Raw genomic sequence first — 16,048 nt, 5'->3', positions numbered from 1 at the left:
GGCGTCGGCCCGCACGAGGCAGGCGCCATCGGGTTTCTGGGTCACGATGCGGATGCGCGCGCCGGTCAGGGTGTCGAGCATGGAGGCCATGCCTGCGAGGCGCGCGCCGACGTCGAACACCTCCGGCTTGAGCGTCTGGCGCCGGGCGAAGGCGAGGAGTTGCGCCGTCAGCCGTGCGGCCCGGTCGACGGTGTCCGAGACAGCGTCCATGTAGCGGCGCCGCCGCTCCTCCGGAAGGTCGGGGCGCCGGAGGAAGTCCATCGACGAGCGAATGACGGTAAGCAGGTTGTTGAAGTCATGGGCCACGCCGCCGGTGAGTTGGCCGATGGCTTCCATCTTCTGCGACTGCACCAGGGCGTCCTGCGTCTCGGCGAGGTCGCGGGTCCGCTCGGCCACCCGCCGCTCCAGAGCCTCGTTCATGCCCTGGAGGGTCTCGCGTAGCCGGCGTTCGCTGACGCTGCGCCGCTCGACGTCACGCGCGAGCCGGACGCTCAGGGCCGCGAGGCAGATCGCCAGGACGATGACGAGGAGCGCGGTCCCGGTCTCGGCCTCCAGCAGGCCCGTGCGGGCGGCGTGGATCTGCAGCGAGCCGAGGAGCAGCGGCGCGACGACGACCACGGGCAGCAGGTACCGCGTGACCTCGCCGCCGCCGAGGACGATGGCGGTCCACGGCCCATGCGGCCGGCTGAGCAGCACGCCGGCGGAGAGGACGCCCAGCGTGACGGCGGTGACCAGCGCCATCCGCGAGTAGGGTCCGCCCTGGTGGAAGCCGCCGAGGCCGTAGGCATATCCCAGCGCCCCGACCGCGGCGCCGACGAACGCCGACAGGGCTGCCGCCGCGCCGACCTGGCGGAGCCGGCGGCTCCGCGCGTCCTGCAGCAGCAGGCCCGCCGCGGCGCCGAGGATGCAGCAGATCGTCGCCAGGGACATCCCGTCCCCAGGTCCGAGAGGCCCGGAGAAGAGGCGTTGCGTCCAGTCGTCGAGCCGGAACCCTTGCGGCGCGAGGTATTGAATGCCGCCGCCCAGGGCCAGCGCGGCGGCGCCGGCGGCGAGGCCGCGGCCGGCCCGCACGGCAAGTGACCGTCGCTCCGGCCAGGCGGAGAGCAATAGCGCCCCGGAGAGGAGAACGAGGGCCAGGGCGGTCAGCGCCACCATCGGTGCCTCGCCCGGCAGGATGGTCCGCAGGTCGGGGATGTCGAGCAGCCAGCCCGTCATCACGGACGCTGAGGTCGCGAGCCCGAGGCAGGCGGCTGCGCGGGACGTCATTCGCGCCTTGCCTACCGCACCCGCGGCCGGGGTTGCGGGTCGCTTGGGGTCAGCCATGCGCGACCGGTCCCGCAAGGCGGCCGGGATCTGGTCCGTTTGTTCGTTCCTCGTGCTCGAACCACCTCATCGACTTGTCGTCCCATCTAATCCCACTCACCGGCATGGCCCTGGTGGAACGCGCCCGCCGACATGCCGTTCGTCGGCGGGGCACACGCTTCCCGAGGCATGTGACCTTGCCGGGCCGGGGATTCCGCACACGCCACGCGCCCGGCTACTTCGCCTTGCCGCCCTTCCTGCCGAGTTCCGCCTGGGCGGCGGACGACTTGCGCGGGTTCGGCTTGCCCTCGTGGCTCGCCTTGGCGTTTGCCTTCCTGGCCGTCCCGCTGCCGTGGCCCTTCTTCTCCGTCATCGCCGCCTCCGTCATAAGAGGCGGCAATGCCCGGCCCGCCCTTCCGTTCCGGGTGGGCCGCGTTCCGTCGTGGAAGGCGCCCCTCCCGGGACCCGGGAGGCGCCGCCCGCTGGGCGTCGGTCGCCGCCGTCGCCGGCGAGGCCTGCGAGCGTCCTGACGGGTGACGGCGCGGGGGCGGACCGCTCAATGGGCGGTGGGGATGGCGAGCGGGCTCATGTAGTCCGCGCTGGCCTGCGACAGCGGAACGACGATGGCGCAACGGAGGCCTTCCACATTGAAGTCGAGCGCCACCGTCCCGTCGAGTTCGCGTTCGACGCTGACCGCGATCAGGCGCGTGCCAAATCCCCGCCGCGACGGGACGGAAGTCGGCGGACCGCCGCTCTCCGCCCAGTCGAGGTGCAGGCGCCGCGCGCCGTCGCCGGTCCGCTCAACGCTCCAGCGGACGCGGATCTCGCCGCCCGGCACGCTCAGCGCACCGTACTTGGCGGCGTTGGTGGCGAGCTCGTGCAGGGTCATGCCGAGCGAGAGCACGTGCCGCGGCGACAATGCCACGTCGGGACCTTCGAGGACGATGCGGCAGGAGCCGCCGCGGTAGGGGCCGAGTTCGGCCTCCACCACCTCGCGCAGCGGCGCGCCGCTCCAGTCGTCCCGGGTGAGGAGGTCGTGGGTCTTCGACAGGGCCAGGATGCGCGCCTCCAGACGCTCGCCCGCCGCCTCACCGCCGCGCGTCGATTGCCGCGCCAGCGCCTGCACAGTGGCCAGCGTGTTCTTCACGCGGTGGTTCAGTTCGTGCAGCATCGTGACCTGACGCTCCTGCATGTCGCGCCCCCGCCGGATCTCCTCGTGCAGGTCGCCCTCCTTGCGTTGCAGGACCACCGCCATGGCGTCGAGCGTCTCGCCGAGCCGGCCGAACTCGGTCGAGCCACCCATACCGGTGCGGGCTCCGAGGTCGCCGCGCTGCCAGGCCGAGGCTGTGCGCAGCAGCCGGCCCACGGGCCGCCGGATGAAGGCGCGCCCGGCGAGCAGCGCCGCGGCGACCGCCAACACGGCGCCGAGAAGGACCAGGGTGACGCCGCGCCAAGTCGCCTCGTCGACGTCGGCGAAAGCTGTCTCATGGTCGCGTCCGACGATCAGCCACGCGTCCGCCGCGGCGCCGGGCGGGCGGATGGCGGCGAGCACCCGCTCGCGCCCGTCGAAGCCGGCGGCGACGCGTACGCCCTCGCCGCGTCCGGTCAGCACCGCGGCCCGCTCCGCCGGCAGCGGCTTGCCGACCCACCCATCGCTGTCCGGGTGGCGAACCAGGATCAGCCCGTCGCGGTCGACCAGCGTGATGCTGGTGTCGTTCAGGCGCAGCGCCTGGCGCAGGCGTCCGCCCAGCCATTCGAGGTCGACGGCGGCGCTGAGGACGCCGATGGTGCGACCGTCCTCGTCGAGGAGCGGCTGGGCGAAGTGGATCGAGTCCCGCCCGGTCGCCTTGCCGCGCGCGTAGCCGCCCATCACGAAGAGCTGCCGGGCCACCGCCTCGCGGTGGTAGTCGCGCTCCCCCATGCCGTAGGACCCCGGCGCAGCGCCGCGGCTGTTGCAGACGACGCGGCCGTCCGGGGCAGACAGGGAGAAGGCGAGGACGCTGGGCATCCGCGCGGCGGCGCGGCGGAGATAGGCGGTGCAGCCGACCGCGTCCCTGGCCTTGACCGTTGGATCCTCGGAAATGAATTCGAGGGATTGGCGAACGCCCTCGGCGATCTGAGCCAGGGTTTGCCCGACGCCGCGGGCGGTCGCGAGCGCATCGACTTGGATGGCGGCGTCCCGGCTCGCGCGTAGGGCGTACTCGTTGTAGCCCTGGATCGCGAGGGCGGGGGCGAGCGCCAGCAGCACCAGTAGCAGGATGCGGGTGGTCAGCGTCACGCCGGCCGGTCCTCGCCTTCGACGATGCCGCGTGCCAGAAAGGTGGAGACCAGGGGGTCGAGGGGGGCCGTCGTTACCTGCATGCCGTTCCCGTCCTATGCCGGGACGCGACCCGAAACCACCTCGACCCCAAGCCGCGACGGAGGGGCGGGTTCCCTCTCGCCCCGACGCTCGTGCTGCACGAGGCATCGAGGTCGGATCGGCATTGGCCCGACGACCCGTCGCACCCTGGCCGGCAATGCAACCGGCGCATGCCGGCCGGTGCGCACCCGAACGACCGGGACGTGCTCGCCGATTTAAGTTTCGGACGACGCCCGGCCGCGATGCCGTAGCATGACGACCCAGGCGCCGACCCCGATGCCGGTGACGCGCCCAGGGCCGGTCGAGGGTCCCGGCCGCTGCGGGACGGTCCTGACGGCGGATCGCCCTTGGGCGGCTCCGGGGGCGGCGACGGGTACCGAACGGGCGATGCCTATCGGACCGCGACGGGCTCCTTGTCGGCGCCGGGGACTCGCGTCCGGGCGGTCACCGGCGCCGGCCGACTTGGCGCACCGCGACCGCCGGGAACCGTCACCCCTTCGGACGCAGTCCGCGGTCCTCAGGCGTCCTCGGTCTCGAAGGGGCATACGAACTCCATCTCGGTCCCGTCGTAGAACAGGACGGGGTCCGACATCAGGTGGCCGATCAGGTGCTGCGGGACAGCCGGCTCTGGCACGTCCATTGTCCTGCCGTCGGCAAGGAGGCCGATCTCGTCGCCATGGAACGAGGCGGTTTCCAGGGCACCGAGTTCGTTCTCGAACTCGAGGGTGCCATGCCTGAGGTCCGGACCGTCCCTGTCCCGGCCGCGGATGACGCGGACCACCGGGGTCTCCCCGTCGTCCGACCAGACCGCCCAGACAACGTCGGCGCGCTCCAGCACCCCGTAGACGCCGTTCCTGCCCTCCTGGTCGTCCTGGCGCACGTAGGCTTCCATCTGCAGGACGCGATCCACGCAGTTCTTCATGCCACCCTCCCAAGAAACCAGGGGCAGCCTGGACGCGGCCGTTTACGGGAATTGGCGCCGGACGCATCGCAGGGCGCGTCGGTCGCAGCGACCCGCCGCGACGGTTTCGGTTCACCATGCCGGACGTGGGAGCCAGGCGTTCAGGGAGTGGCGTCTGGCGGAGCGGTTCGCGGGCAGTCTGGGATGACTTTTCCGGTCACCCGCCCGCCAGGCTAAGGTCTGGAAACGCCGGTTGCTAATGTGCCCGAACCTGCTCAGCCCATGACGACCTGGAGTTCGTTGGCGAGTTCGTACAGCCGGTAGGGCTTGCTCAGGAGCGGCAGGCAGAGACGGACGGGATCACCCTCGAAGGGGTTCCGGCTTGCGGTCCTCCGGGAGCATGCTCCTCAGATGGTCTCGCACGATCTGCGCGCTGAAGGGCTTGCCGATGAAGTGCGCACCCTCTGGCAGGTCGCCCGGCCCCGGCTTGGCTTGACCGGAGGCGACAACGATGGAGATGTGCGGCCAGTGCTCGGCGGCGTACCGAGCCAGGGCGAAGCCGTCCATCTTTCCCGGCATCTGGACGTCGGTGAACAGCAGGCAGAGATGTGGGTGACGTTCGTGCAGCAGGCCGACGGCCGCGTCGGCATGGGCGACCTCCAAGGTCTCGAACCCGGCATCCTCCAGGATCGCCAAGGCGTCCATGCGGATGAACGCATCGTCGTCCACGACGAGGGCGAAGGAAGGCGAGGGTGAGATAGAGGTGACCATGGCCGGGGTACAAGTTGGACCGCCTCGAAAAGGTCCCGACCGCCGACTGCGCACTGTTTGATCACGAACACCGGGTTTCGCATGGGCGTGGCCCCACGGGCGAACCTACGCGATGGTCGGCCGCGACTGAAAGGGTCGCGCCGTCGGGAGTTGCCGGGTCACGACCCCCATGGCAAACAAGTCCGCTGGCTGGGAACAGTTCGGCGGCCGGGGACGCATCGCGTCCCGGCCCGATGTAACTGATCCGAGCATGTCACCAGAATCGTCGGCCCTCTTGAACCGCGCGCTGCAGGACCGCGAGCGGCTGGCCGTCCTCGACGCATACGACATCATGGATACCGTGCCCGAGGAGGGCTTCGAGGACCTCGCCCAATTGACCGCGCTGGCCTGTGCGACGCCCGTCGCCCTGGTCAGCCTGGTGGCCCGGGACCGGCAATGGTTCAAGGCGCGCGTCGGCTTCCCGTCCTGCGAGACCGACCTCGACCGCTCCGTCTGCAAGTTCGCCCTTGCCGAGCCCGATCTCCTGGTAATTCCCGACCTGACCGCCGACTCCCGCACCGCCGCCAACCCGCTCGTGACGGGCGAGCCCCGCATCCGCTTCTATGCTGGCGCGCCGCTGCGCTCGCCCGAGGGCCACACCGTCGGCAGCCTCTGCGTCATCGACACGAAGCCGAGGCCCAATGGCTTGACCGCCACCCAGGCCGGGCACCTCCGCCGCTGCGCGCGTCAGGCGATGAGCCTGCTGGAGTTGCGACGCGCCACGGTGGAGAAGGCGGTGGCGGTCGGCAGCCGCGATGCCGCCCTCCGGCGCGAGGGCCACCTTGCCATCCTGGCCGAGGCGTCGGCGGCCCTGCTCACGGCCTCGGACCCGAGCCGCGTGATCGAACCCATCCTGGAGACGAGCACGCACAGCCTCGGTTTCGAGCAGTGCTTCATCTACGACCTCGCGCCGGGCGGGCGCAGCGTCCGCCTGACGGGCTCCATCGGCGTGGACGAGGCGATGCGCGCGGCCCTGGCCGACATCGACCTCGACAAGCCGCTCTGCGGCATCGTGGTCCAGACCGGGCAGCCCCTGGTGCTGGCCCACGTGCAAGACGGACCCGAACCGCGCTACGCCATGGCGCGCGAGAGCGGCGTCGATGCCTATGCCGGCTATCCCATCCGGAGCCGCGGACGCCTCTCCGGCGTGATCTCGTTCGGATCGAGCACGCAGGGGGCGTTCGACGAGGATACGCTCACCTTCTTCGCGACCATCGCGCGCTACCTCTCCGCCGTGCGCGAACGGCTCGACGGCGAGGCGGCCCTGCGCGCCAGCGAGATGCGCTCGCGGCTCGCCCAGGAGGCCGCGCGGATCGGCACCTACGAGGCAGACATCGCCTCGGGGCTGATGACGGTCTCACCCGAGTTCTGCCGCCTGTTCGGCCTGCCGGTCTCGCCGCTGCTCTCGGTCGACGCCGCGACGGACCGGATCGTCCCGGAGGACGCGCACCTGGCCTCGACGCAGGCCTCGCGGGAAGCGGGGACCACGCCGCCCCAGGCCACCTACCGCATCCGACGCGCCGACGACGGAGCGGTTCGCTGGGTCACCCGTACCGCCAGCTTCGTCCACGACTCCGAGGGCCGGCCCGTGCGCATGCTCGGCACGGTTCAGGACGTCACCGAGATCCAGGAGACGCTGCGGCTCCTGGGGGAGAACCAGGAGCGCTTGCGAGCGGCCGACCAGCGCCTGCAGGTCGCGCTCGTCGCCTCCGGGGTCGTCGGGCTTTGGGACTGGATGGTCGACACCGACCTGCTGCACGGCGACGCCAACTTCGCGCGGCTGTACGGGCTCGACGCCGGCAGGACCGAAGCCGGCCTGACCATGGAGCAGTACCAGGAGTTCGTCGTCCCGGAGGACCTCGAACCGTTGCGCGCGCGCATCCGGGACACCTTCGAGCACGGCGCCGACTTCCATGTCGAGTACCGGCTCGCCATCCCGGGGCACGACCTGCGCTGGGTCGAGTGCAAGGGTCAGCTCATCCACGACCCCGACGGGCAGCCGGTGCGGTTCTCCGGGACCGCCGTCGACATCACCGAGCGCAAGACCGCCGAAGCCAGGCTCGCGGCCAGCGAGGCGCATTGGCGCGGCCTGTTCGAACGGCTGAGCGAAGGGTTCATCGTCGGCGAGGTGATCCGCGACGAGGCGGGCGCCGTCCGTGATTGGCGCTACGTCGAGGTGAACCGGGCCTGGGGCGAGCTCGTCTCCATCGACCCTGCACGAGCGGTCGGGCGCACGATCCGCGAGATGTTCCCCGGCATCGAGGACGCCTGGGTCCACGAGTTCGCCGACGTGGTCGAGACCGGCCGGCCCGTGAGCTTCATCCGGCAGGTCGGCGCTTTGGCGCGCTGGTACGAGGGCCGCGCCTTCCCCCTCGGGTCCGAGCGCTTTGGGGTCATCTTCCTGGAGGTGACCGAGCGGGTGCAGGCCGACGCGCGCCGCGAGGGGCTGCTGGAGTTCGGCGACCGGATGCGCACGGACGCCGATGCCGCCGAGGTCGTGAAGGCGGGCGCGGCGACCATTGGGCGGGTGCTCGGCGTCGGGCGGGTCGGCTACGGCACGGTCGGGCCGGACGGCGAGACCTTGGTCGTTGGGGACGGCTGGAGCGCGCAGGGCTTCCCCGCGCTCGCCGAGCGTCACCGCCTGGACGATTACGGCCTCTACGCCGAAGACCTGCGGCAGGGCCGCACCGTGGTCATCCCGGACGTGCGCGAGGACCCGCGGACCAAGGCGACCGCCGCGGCCCTGGACGCCGTGTCCGTCCGCGCGCTGATCAACCTGCCCATCGTCGAGAAGGGCCGGATGGTGGCCATCCTGTTCGTGAACGACGACCGCCCGCGGGAATGGGCGGGACCCGAGGTCGCCTTCGTCCGGCAGATCGCCGAGTTGATCCGCCAGGCGGTCGAGCGCCGTCACGCGGAGGCCCGGCAGGATCTGCTGAACCACGAACTGTCCCACCGCCTGAAGAACACGCTGGCGATGGTCACCAGCATCGCTAACCAGACGCTGCGTTCCCTGTCCGACCGCGGGCCGGTCGAGACGCTGCAGAGGCGCATCCAGGCGCTGGCCTCCGCGCACGACCTGCTGCTGCGCCGAAATTGGTCGCCGGCGCCGCTGCACGCGGTGTGCGAGGGTGTGGTCAACAACGCTGCCGATGCCGGGCGCATCACCCTGGACGGACCTGACGTGGCCCTGGGCCCGGCCGCGGCCATGTCCGCGTCGTTGCTCCTCCACGAGTTGGCGACGAACGCGGCCAAGTATGGCGCGCTGTCGAACGACGCGGGCCATGTGGACCTGCGCTGGTCGGTCGAGGACGGGGCCGACGGGCCGGACCTAGTAATGCGCTGGCAGGAGCGCGGCGGGCCGCCGGTAGTCGCGCCGACGAGCCGCGGCTTCGGATCGCGCCTGATCCGCACCGGCTTGGTGGGAACGGGCGGGGTCGATACGGCTTACAACCCGGATGGCGTGGTGACGGTGATGCGTGCACCGATGGTCGAGGTGCAGCGGACATGATGGCGGGGGACAGGGACGACGGCCCGCGTCCGGTGGTGCTGGTGCTTCAGGACGAGCCGATCCTGGCGATGACCATGCGGGATTTCGTTGAGGAGGCCGGCTGCGAGGCGCTCGTGGTGCGTACCGCCGAGGCGGCCATCCGCATCCTGGAGGAGCGCACGGACATTCGGGTGGTGTTCGCCGACCTGGATGTGCGCGGGTCGATGATGGGCATCAAGCTGGCCGCGCTGATCCGCGACCGCTGGCCGCCCATCGAGCTGGTCCTGACGGGGGCACTCCCGCCCAACCTCGATCACATCCCCGCTCGCGGAGTGTTCTGCGACAAGCCGTTCCGCGAGGCCAAGGTCGTCGCCGCCATCCGCGAGTTCGCCACCTAGATCACCGCCCCCGCCAGCGTGGGTGGTGTCGACGTAAGCATCGCTTCCACGGGGTCAGGTCCGTCCTTGCCGCGTACGCGGCATGTCTCGCCCGACCGGGACCGTGCACCCTTCACCGGGCGGCGACGGGGAGCCCTGTCCGCACCGCCGGATCGGCACCGCGGTTGGGTCGGGCACCGGCGCCGTGGGGAACCGGCGTCGCACCGGCAGATTTGCTTCGCGAACCGATGCCGCAACCGGCGGGAGGACCGTGATGTCGACGGATACCGAGAAGCACCGCGCGCTGCTGAGCGCACTCGGGGACGCGCAGGGCAAGGGGGACGGCTCCTTCGAGCGGGCCGTGACCGATGCCTTCGAGCACGTCTTCGAGCACCTGGGCCGCCTCAACGACCACGTGTCGCTGGTTGGCCCCGATGGCAGCGACCCCCACCTCAAGCCCGGCGAGTCCCCGACGCTCCGATAGGGGCCGGGCCCGGCGGGAGGTGCGATCCGGCGCGAGGGCTCAAGGTCTCATCTAAGCGCCTTCACCCGGCGTCGGCTCGGCGCCGGCCGTGCCCGGCTCGGGACCCTGGGCGGAGGAAGGCGGGCTGGCCCTGCCGAGGTCCACCAGTGCGCCGATTTTGCCGAGCAGCGCCCGGCGCTCCGGCGTACCGTGCCCGGAGGCGAGGAACGTCGTGAGGTCGCTTCGGGACGGCGTACCGCCGGATGGGCCGTTCGGCTCGTGAAAGACGAACACGTCCTCGACGTTCTCCCCACGACAGAGGAACCACCGGTCGCCGTTCGACGAGGCGTATATCTGGATTCGGACGACGGTCATGATGTCAGGCTCGGAGGAAGCAATATCCCGTCGAGGAACGCGCACAGACAGTGCGATTTCCCCCAGCTTTCCGCGTTACCGTACCCGGCGGGCGCAGACGCTTCGGCGGCTGGGTCGGACCGTGGGCGCGTGCGCCGCCTGCCACGTCAATACCCGGAAGTGGTTTCCCTTCGTGGGCGTCGCGCGTCCTAGCGCCAGCGATGTGCGCTCCTTCATCAATCAGGTGGACGAGGCCCTCCGAGCACGGCGCTTGGCAAAGCGGTTTGCCGGCTGCCCAGGAAAGCAATAACCGCACATGTAGTGAGCCGCTTAATGGGCCACGACATGCTGATGTCGTGACCGCCCCGGAGAGGTCCGCTTCTCCGCTCGAAGCAGACGTCTCATCCGGCCAGCCGCTAAGTCTGCAAAGGGTCAGGAGTTCGCACGCCGCTTATTCGGCTGTGCGCCACCAGCGGACCTTCAGTTGCAACCGCGCGAATGCCCGCTTGGAGCCCGATAGCCGTCATTGAGACGGAATAGTCGCACCGGCAGCCTCAACATCCTAAAGTTGTGGACCTTTGTCTGTCGAATTGCGGCCTCGAAGGGTAGCGTCCGCCAACTATGCCGGAGTGCTACTCAAACTTGGTGCGGCGCGGCGCGTTTCATGGTGGATGACTCCTGATGGATTTCGGTTGATCGCCTGAGTTCGTCGTTCGGGCAAGATCGAAGCCGCTGCCGTCCACATCCGGCAGCCGGACAAAAGCTTGGCATGGAGCGGATACCTGCCCACCTCGATCCCGCCGGCGGGGGCACCACGGCTACCGATGCCGCGTTCACCCCCCCGGATACCCGGAGGCCGCGATGTCGAAACTGAAGACCGAGGACCGCGAGGACCTGAGCAGGAGCAAGTTCGCCCTGCCCGAGGAGCGGAAGTACCCCGTCGAAGACAAGGCGCACGCCCGGAACGCGAAGTCACGCGCCGCGCAGCAGGAGAAGGCCGGCAACCTTTCCGCAGCCGACAAGAAGAAGGTCGACGCGAAGGCCGACAAGGTTCTCGGCAAGGGCTAGCGCCACCGCCATGCTGCGTCGCCGGGCATAAACTGGACGGGCCTGCGGTAGCCCGGATCAGCCGCCCGCGATCCTCGATGGCTTGGTGGCATATCGTGCCGGCGAGCTGTCATCGAGGGCTGGAAATGACCGCCGCGCACATGCCCGGCAACAAAGCAAGCTGCTGAGACCTGCGGCACGCCACCGCCCGAACCTTGGAAGCCATACGGGCCGTCCTCACTTTGGCCTGATGGGCAGCGCATACGACGTCATCATCGTGGGGGGAGGCGCCGCCGGCATCGGCGCGGCGCGACGGCTCGCCGCCCAGGGCGCATCTGCCTTGCTGCTGGAGGCTTCTTCACGCCTCGGAGGTCGCGCTTATACGCAGGATCTCGGAGGCTACCCGCTCGACCTCGGTTGCGAGTGGCTCCATTCTGGCGACCGCAACGCTTGGGTCGGCATCGCCGAGGCGTCGGGCTTTCCGGTCGACCGCGGCGACCCGCCCTGGGCGAAGGCGCATCCTTCCCTCGTCGAGGACGAGGACGACCAAGAGGCGGCGAGGAAGGCATACGGCGATTGGGAGGAGCGGCTGCGCACCGTCGCCTCGGCCAGCGACCGTGCCAGCGATGCCCTGGAGCCCGACGGCGCCTGGAACGCCTACGTGCGAGCCATCGCCGGCTTCATGAGCGGCGTGGCTCCCGAGGAAATCTCTGCCACCGACTACCTTGCCTACGACGATGCCTCGACGGGCAAGAACTGGAACCTGCCGCTCGGCTACGGCACGCTGGTCGCCGCCAGCCTGCCGCCCACGACGGCGCTGCGGCTGGCCACCCCCGCCCAGCGGATCGAGTTGACCACGGACGGGGTGGCCGTCACCACGCGTGCCGGCACCGTCCACGTCGGGGTCGCCATCCTCACGGTCTCGACGGCGGTCCTGGCCGGCGATGCGATCCGCCTTCCCTCTAGGCTCGACCCGTGGCGCGAGGCGGCCGCCGCCCTGCCGCTCGGCCGCAACGAGAAGCTTTTCCTTGAGATCGGGGGCAACACCGCGTTCGGGCCGGACACCCACGCCTACGGAAACCTGCGTGACGCGCGGTCCGCCGCCTATTCGATCCGACCCAACGGCTGGCCGGTGATCGAGGCGTTCCTCGGCGGCGACGGCGCACGCATCCTGGCGGAGGAAGGGCCCGCCGCCGGGTTCTCCTACGTATCAGCCGAGTTGGCGGCCCTGTTCGGCAGCGACGTGGCGTCGGCGATCCGTCCGCTCGCGGCGACTTCTTGGAGCCGTATGGCGTCCATCGGCGGAGCGTATAGCTGCGCCTTGCCGAGCCGGTCCGACGCAAGGGCGCGCCTGGCCCGGCCCTTCGAGGACCGGCTGTTCTTCGCTGGCGAGGCGACTCACCCCCACGACTTCACGACCGCCCATGGGGCCCATGACAGCGGGCAAAGGGCCGCCGACGAGGCCCTGGCGGCACTCGCGGACAGGCAGCGCCTCGGCCGGCGAGGCCCGCTTGCCGCGGCTGGAGCCCGAACGGCACGGTAGCGACCTCAGCCGCGGTGGCGCAACGCCTCGACCAGGACGGCGAGTGCCGGCGCCGGTTCGCGGCGGCTCGGATATTAGAGGTGGTAGCCCGCGAACGGCGGGCACCAGTCCTCCAAGACGCGCACGAGCGCCCCGGCTTCCAGGTGCGCCCGGACCGCATCTTCCATGAAGAAGGCGATGCCGAACCCCTCCAGCGCCGCCTTGAGCACCAGGGACGCGGTGTTGAACACGAGCTGCCCCTTGACCCGGACCCGCAGTTCTCGCCCGTCCTTCTCGAACTCCCAGGCATAAAGGCCGCCCAGCGTCGGCAGGCGCAGGTTGATGCAGTCGTGGCCGGTGAGGTCCTCCGGCCGCCGCGCCGGCGCCCCACGCCGGAACACGGCGCGAGCCCTCCCGTTGTCGAGCTCTCGCCCCCGACGGGGCCCAGGAACGCGGAGAAGGGAATGAGCATCTTCGGGTCGATCATGTCGAAGATCTTCGGCGGCGGCGCGAGCGCCCAGGCGGCGGCCCCGCACGCGCCGGAAACGCCGAGCGTATCGGCCGCGGCGCAGGGCCAGGGCGGGCCGACAGGCTCGGCGAGCGACGCCGCGGCGCCCTCGATGAGCGGCGCCCCGTCCCCAGTCGCGGCCGGCCCGTCCGGTGCCGGACAGGCGAGCGTCGACGTGGGCCAGGTGCTGGCCGACCTCGCCTCCAAGAAGGGCCAGGGGCTCGACTACAAGCGCTCCATCGTCGACCTCATGAAGCTGCTCGACCTCGACAGCAGTTTGCAGGCGCGCAAGCAGCTTGCCGACGAGCTGCACTACACGGGCGACAAGGAGGACTCGGCCACCATGAACGTCTGGCTGCACAAGCAGGTCGTCCAGAAGCTCGCCGAAAATGGCGGCCAAGTCCCGGACGACCTCAAGCACGCGTGAACGCCACGGGCAGCCCGCCCGCGGAACCACGGAGTGGCCGGGGACTTCCCGGTCACCATCCGAGGAGACGACCATGACCGAGAAGAAGGGCCACGGCAGCGCGACGGCGAAGAAGGCCAACGCGAAGGCGAGCCACGAGGGCAAGTCCAACCCGCGCACGTCGTCCTCGGCCCAGGCCGAGCTCGGCAAGAAGGGCGGCAAAAGCAAGTAGGCACGCCGCGCGGGTTCGAGGCCGCTGCCGGCTCGCCGGTCACCGCGTGACCCGCGCCTGCGGTCGCGGACCGCCGTGCCCGGGGGGCGCAGCCGGGGCGGGCGGACGAGACCCCGCGCGCCGGCTGGGCGCCGTGCCGCGGCCAGGAACATCGTGGGCGGGGTCCGGTTGGCAGGGGGCGAACGACAGGAGCCGCCGATGTCAGCACCCAGCAGTCTCAAGGACGTCTATCTCGACGAGATGAAGGACCTTTGGTCGGCGAACGACCAGATGATCCGCACCGTCAAGGAGCTGAGCGGCCACGCCAGCGACGCTAAGCTCAAGCAGATGCTCGAACACTCCGTCGGCGGCATCCAGAAGCACACCGACATCCTCAAGGACCTGATCCAGCAGAACGGCGGCGAGGCCGAGCCCGAGCACTGCAAGGGCATGGAGGGCTTGGTCACCGAGGCCAAGAAGCACGGCATCAAGGAGGCGCCGAGCGACGGCAAGCTGCGCGACGTCGCGATCATCGCCCAGTACCAGCGCATGTCGCATTACGGCCTGGCCGGCTTCGGTTCGGCGGCGGCCTACGCCAAGGCGCTCGGCCGCAGCGACGACGAGCAGAAGCTCAAGCAGGCGGTGTCCGAGATCTACAAGGGCGATGAGTTCGCCAGCAAGCTCGCCGAGGCTCTGGAGCAGGTCGCGGCCTGAGCGGACATCGCACTGCGCAGCGGACGAGACCGGCACGACGCGCCGGGCTTCCGTCCGCCGCGGGCAGCGTGCCGGGCGGCCGCCTCAGAACTCGACGCCGAAGCGTACCCTCAGGTTGTGGCGCGAGAACTGGTTGAGGTTGAACGCCCGGTCCGCGAAGTCCGGGTCGCGGTCGTGCCCGAACACCTGCGTCGAGTAGGCCAGGGTGAGGAAGCCCTTCTCCATGACCTGGTAGTGCAGCACGGGTCCGACGAACACGGCGTGGCCCTCGAAGCGGTTCAGGAACACGCCATCGTAGGCACGCATGTACCGGGCCTCCGGCCCGAGGTAGAGGTCACCTGCCACCTTCGCCATCAGCGTACCCGAGACAGACAGCGTCGAAGACCGGTCGACCTCGCCCGAGCCCTTCAGGCGCGCGACCTGCGGGTCGTAGATCAGGTTGATGCCCGCCCAGAGCCGGTCCGGCACGAGCCGCGCGTCGGCGATCAGGCGCGTCTCGACGCTGAACACGTCCGCACCCTGGCCCTCGATGGGCGTGACGCGGGCGTATTGCGGCTCAGCCTGCAGGGCGAGGCTGAACGGGCACTCGTCGGTACGCTTGAAGAACTGGTACTTCACCTCCAGCGACCCGCCGTTGAAGGTGCCGAAGGACTTGTCCGGCACGCCCGCGACGTTGCGGCTGTCGCGCGCGTCAAACCAGAGGCCCGGCTCAATGCTGAGGTTGTCGGTCAGGTCGTACTGGTAGCTGACGATGGGCTGGGCGGCGCCGTAGCCCGAGCGGCCGGGACCGTCGCGGCGCTTGCTGAAGCGGCCGATGGTGTCGAACAGGATCTCCTGCTCGCCCTTCTTGCCGACGTCGGTGCCCTCGGTGAAGCCGAACAGGTTCTCGGTGTCGAGCTTGTCCGGCTCGTCGCCCTTCTTCGGTGCCTCGGCCTCCTGCCGGTCGCCGCCGGCCGCACTCGGTTCGGCGAGGACAGGCGTGGCCAAGGCGACCCCAAGAAGGGTCGCCGCGAGAACCCACGGCGGAGCCGAGAGAGGGGAGATCCGCATGCCTTTGTCCGGAATAGGCAGACAGCGTACCCGACCGCTGCCGCCTTGGATGCGGCCGGGTCACCACACCTCCGGCAAACCCAGGATGCGCTCGGCGCCAGGGTTCCAGTCTGTGACGAGCCCGTCGCAATCCGTCGTGATGACGGCGAACTCGACGGCGCTGTCGAAGACGGCTTGGTACCGCACCGCATCCCCGGCGGCCGTCCGGTTGTGCGGTGGCACGCTCCCATCCCCGTTCAAGGCCTGCCCCCGCCGCGGTTCATCGTCATGGGCACCGTACGGCGGAGGGGGCCGCGGTCGGCGGAGCAGGTCACGGACATGCGTCGGGTGGGCTCGTGCAGGTCGGGCAACGGTCGAATCGGGAGGCGGGGCGGACCTCGCGAGAATACGGGTTCCTGGCCGCCCTGGCAGCGCCGGAGTTAAGCTGCGGGGAGCGGCTGCGCAATCGTCGCGAGGCCACGTCGGCGCGCGGGCGAAGTCGAGCATCCGCGGTCAGGTCGACGCCGCAAAGCCCGTCACCCAGTCTCCGGGCGT

The 16,048-nt window shown here is 70.4% G+C and carries 16 protein-coding genes and 1 pseudogene; 8 read left to right on the top strand and 9 right to left on the bottom strand.

The window, feature by feature from the left end; genetic code table 11:
• From MFF56_RS30645 to MFF56_RS30625, 5 genes are all read right to left on the bottom strand, one after another.
• The coding region (locus MFF56_RS30645; protein WP_283207451.1) for a sensor histidine kinase at positions 1 to 1,266 on the bottom strand (1,266 nt) is incomplete at its 3' end.
• Between the two features lie 271 nt (positions 1,267 to 1,537).
• Positions 1,538 to 1,675, bottom strand: a complete 138-nt coding sequence (locus tag MFF56_RS30640; RefSeq protein WP_197430783.1) for a hypothetical protein — start codon at positions 1,673 to 1,675, stop codon at positions 1,538 to 1,540.
• Between the two features lie 183 nt (positions 1,676 to 1,858).
• Positions 1,859 to 3,580 carry a sensor histidine kinase gene (locus tag MFF56_RS30635; RefSeq protein ID WP_238232090.1) on the bottom strand — a complete coding sequence of 574 codons (1,722 nt, stop codon included), beginning with the start codon at positions 3,578 to 3,580 and terminating at the stop codon, positions 1,859 to 1,861.
• Between the two features lie 598 nt (positions 3,581 to 4,178).
• Positions 4,179 to 4,583 (bottom strand): hypothetical protein, encoded by a 405-nt coding sequence (locus MFF56_RS30630; RefSeq protein WP_066926840.1) that lies wholly within the window; start codon positions 4,581 to 4,583, stop codon positions 4,179 to 4,181.
• A 339-nt stretch (positions 4,584 to 4,922) separates the two neighbouring features.
• Positions 4,923 to 5,267 carry a response regulator gene (locus MFF56_RS30625; protein WP_308445296.1) on the bottom strand — a complete coding sequence of 115 codons (345 nt, stop codon included), beginning with the start codon at positions 5,265 to 5,267 and terminating at the stop codon, positions 4,923 to 4,925.
• Positions 5,268 to 5,583: 316 nt separating this feature from the next.
• Here MFF56_RS30625 and MFF56_RS30620 point away from each other — a divergent pair, with 316 nt between their 5' ends.
• The 3 genes from MFF56_RS30620 to MFF56_RS30610 all read left to right on the top strand — a co-directional run bounded on the left by MFF56_RS30620 (position 5,584) and on the right by MFF56_RS30610 (position 9,723).
• On the top strand, positions 5,584 to 8,883 hold the full coding sequence (locus MFF56_RS30620; protein ID WP_156453988.1) for a GAF domain-containing protein: 3,300 nt from the start codon (positions 5,584 to 5,586) through the stop codon (positions 8,881 to 8,883).
• Positions 8,880 to 9,260, top strand: a complete 381-nt coding sequence (locus tag MFF56_RS30615; protein ID WP_308445295.1) for a response regulator — start codon at positions 8,880 to 8,882, stop codon at positions 9,258 to 9,260. Before MFF56_RS30620 ends, MFF56_RS30615 begins: the two co-directional genes overlap by 4 nt.
• A 253-nt stretch (positions 9,261 to 9,513) precedes the next feature.
• Positions 9,514 to 9,723, top strand: a complete 210-nt coding sequence (locus MFF56_RS30610) for a hypothetical protein (RefSeq protein ID WP_066926832.1) — start codon at positions 9,514 to 9,516, stop codon at positions 9,721 to 9,723.
• A gap of 51 nt (positions 9,724 to 9,774) precedes the next feature.
• On the opposite strand, the gene MFF56_RS30605 is transcribed toward MFF56_RS30610, so the two are convergent.
• Positions 9,775 to 10,077: a hypothetical protein gene (locus tag MFF56_RS30605; protein WP_066926830.1), complete on the bottom strand. Its 303-nt coding sequence runs from the start codon at positions 10,075 to 10,077 to the stop codon at positions 9,775 to 9,777.
• An 840-nt stretch (positions 10,078 to 10,917) separates the two neighbouring features.
• Between MFF56_RS30605 and MFF56_RS30600 the strand changes: the two genes are divergently transcribed.
• Both MFF56_RS30600 and MFF56_RS30595 read left to right on the top strand, forming a co-directional pair.
• Positions 10,918 to 11,124, top strand: coding sequence for a DUF6582 domain-containing protein (locus tag MFF56_RS30600; RefSeq protein WP_066926828.1), 207 nt, complete (start codon positions 10,918 to 10,920; stop codon positions 11,122 to 11,124).
• A 229-nt stretch (positions 11,125 to 11,353) separates the two neighbouring features.
• Positions 11,354 to 12,646 (top strand): flavin monoamine oxidase family protein, encoded by a 1,293-nt coding sequence (locus tag MFF56_RS30595; protein WP_066926826.1) that lies wholly within the window; start codon positions 11,354 to 11,356, stop codon positions 12,644 to 12,646.
• 5 nt (positions 12,647 to 12,651) lie between these two features.
• On the opposite strand, the pseudogene MFF56_RS30590 reads toward MFF56_RS30595, so the two are convergent.
• Positions 12,652 to 13,035 (bottom strand): annotated as a pseudogene (locus tag MFF56_RS30590) (LysR substrate-binding domain-containing protein); the annotation flags it as partial.
• Between the two features lie 54 nt (positions 13,036 to 13,089).
• Here MFF56_RS30590 and MFF56_RS30585 point away from each other — a divergent pair.
• The 3 genes from MFF56_RS30585 (at position 13,090) to MFF56_RS30575 (ending at position 14,464) form a co-directional block, all read left to right on the top strand.
• Positions 13,090 to 13,560 carry a DUF3597 domain-containing protein gene (locus MFF56_RS30585; RefSeq protein ID WP_066926824.1) on the top strand — a complete coding sequence of 157 codons (471 nt, stop codon included), beginning with the start codon at positions 13,090 to 13,092 and terminating at the stop codon, positions 13,558 to 13,560.
• Positions 13,561 to 13,633: 73 nt separating this feature from the next.
• Positions 13,634 to 13,771 carry a hypothetical protein gene (locus MFF56_RS30580; protein WP_197430732.1) on the top strand — a complete coding sequence of 46 codons (138 nt, stop codon included), beginning with the start codon at positions 13,634 to 13,636 and terminating at the stop codon, positions 13,769 to 13,771.
• 198 nt (positions 13,772 to 13,969) lie between these two features.
• Positions 13,970 to 14,464 (top strand): YciE/YciF ferroxidase family protein, encoded by a 495-nt coding sequence (locus MFF56_RS30575; RefSeq protein ID WP_066926822.1) that lies wholly within the window; start codon positions 13,970 to 13,972, stop codon positions 14,462 to 14,464.
• An 84-nt stretch (positions 14,465 to 14,548) separates the two neighbouring features.
• On the opposite strand, the gene MFF56_RS30570 is transcribed toward MFF56_RS30575, so the two are convergent.
• The gene (locus MFF56_RS30570) at positions 14,549 to 15,451 is read right to left on the bottom strand and encodes a DUF6662 family protein (RefSeq protein WP_156453987.1); all 903 of its coding nucleotides are present in this window, start codon (positions 15,449 to 15,451) and stop codon (positions 14,549 to 14,551) included.
• Between the two features lie 123 nt (positions 15,452 to 15,574).
• On the bottom strand, positions 15,575 to 15,736 hold the full coding sequence (locus MFF56_RS30565; RefSeq protein WP_238232087.1) for a PAS domain-containing protein: 162 nt from the start codon (positions 15,734 to 15,736) through the stop codon (positions 15,575 to 15,577).
• Positions 15,737 to 16,048 lie beyond the last annotated feature (312 nt).

This window comes from Methylobacterium hispanicum (genome assembly GCF_022179285.1).
Classification (GTDB): domain Bacteria; phylum Pseudomonadota; class Alphaproteobacteria; order Rhizobiales; family Beijerinckiaceae; genus Methylobacterium; species Methylobacterium hispanicum.
Note: the sequence above shows the minus strand (reverse complement) of the source record. Positions and strands in the feature narration are given on the sequence as shown.

What these genes read in the sequence shown, in the direction of transcription:
- MFF56_RS30615 (WP_308445295.1), top strand. Translation starts at nt 8,880, where the DNA reads ATGATGGCGGGGGACAGGGACGACGGCCCGCGTCCGGTGGTGCTGGTG.
- MFF56_RS30595 (WP_066926826.1), top strand. Translation starts at nt 11,354, where the DNA reads ATGGGCAGCGCATACGACGTCATCATCGTGGGGGGAGGCGCCGCCGGC.
- MFF56_RS30640 (WP_197430783.1), bottom strand. Translation starts at nt 1,675, where the DNA reads ATGACGGAGAAGAAGGGCCACGGCAGCGGGACGGCCAGGAAGGCAAAC.
- MFF56_RS30605 (WP_066926830.1), bottom strand. Translation starts at nt 10,077, where the DNA reads ATGACCGTCGTCCGAATCCAGATATACGCCTCGTCGAACGGCGACCGG.
- MFF56_RS30620 (WP_156453988.1), top strand. Translation starts at nt 5,584, where the DNA reads ATGTCACCAGAATCGTCGGCCCTCTTGAACCGCGCGCTGCAGGACCGC.
- MFF56_RS30630 (WP_066926840.1), bottom strand. Translation starts at nt 4,583, where the DNA reads ATGAAGAACTGCGTGGATCGCGTCCTGCAGATGGAAGCCTACGTGCGC.
- MFF56_RS30600 (WP_066926828.1), top strand. Translation starts at nt 10,918, where the DNA reads ATGTCGAAACTGAAGACCGAGGACCGCGAGGACCTGAGCAGGAGCAAG.
- MFF56_RS30575 (WP_066926822.1), top strand. Translation starts at nt 13,970, where the DNA reads ATGTCAGCACCCAGCAGTCTCAAGGACGTCTATCTCGACGAGATGAAG.
- MFF56_RS30625 (WP_308445296.1), bottom strand. Translation starts at nt 5,267, where the DNA reads ATGGACGCCTTGGCGATCCTGGAGGATGCCGGGTTCGAGACCTTGGAG.
- MFF56_RS30580 (WP_197430732.1), top strand. Translation starts at nt 13,634, where the DNA reads ATGACCGAGAAGAAGGGCCACGGCAGCGCGACGGCGAAGAAGGCCAAC.
- MFF56_RS30610 (WP_066926832.1), top strand. Translation starts at nt 9,514, where the DNA reads ATGTCGACGGATACCGAGAAGCACCGCGCGCTGCTGAGCGCACTCGGG.
- MFF56_RS30585 (WP_066926824.1), top strand. Translation starts at nt 13,090, where the DNA reads ATGAGCATCTTCGGGTCGATCATGTCGAAGATCTTCGGCGGCGGCGCG.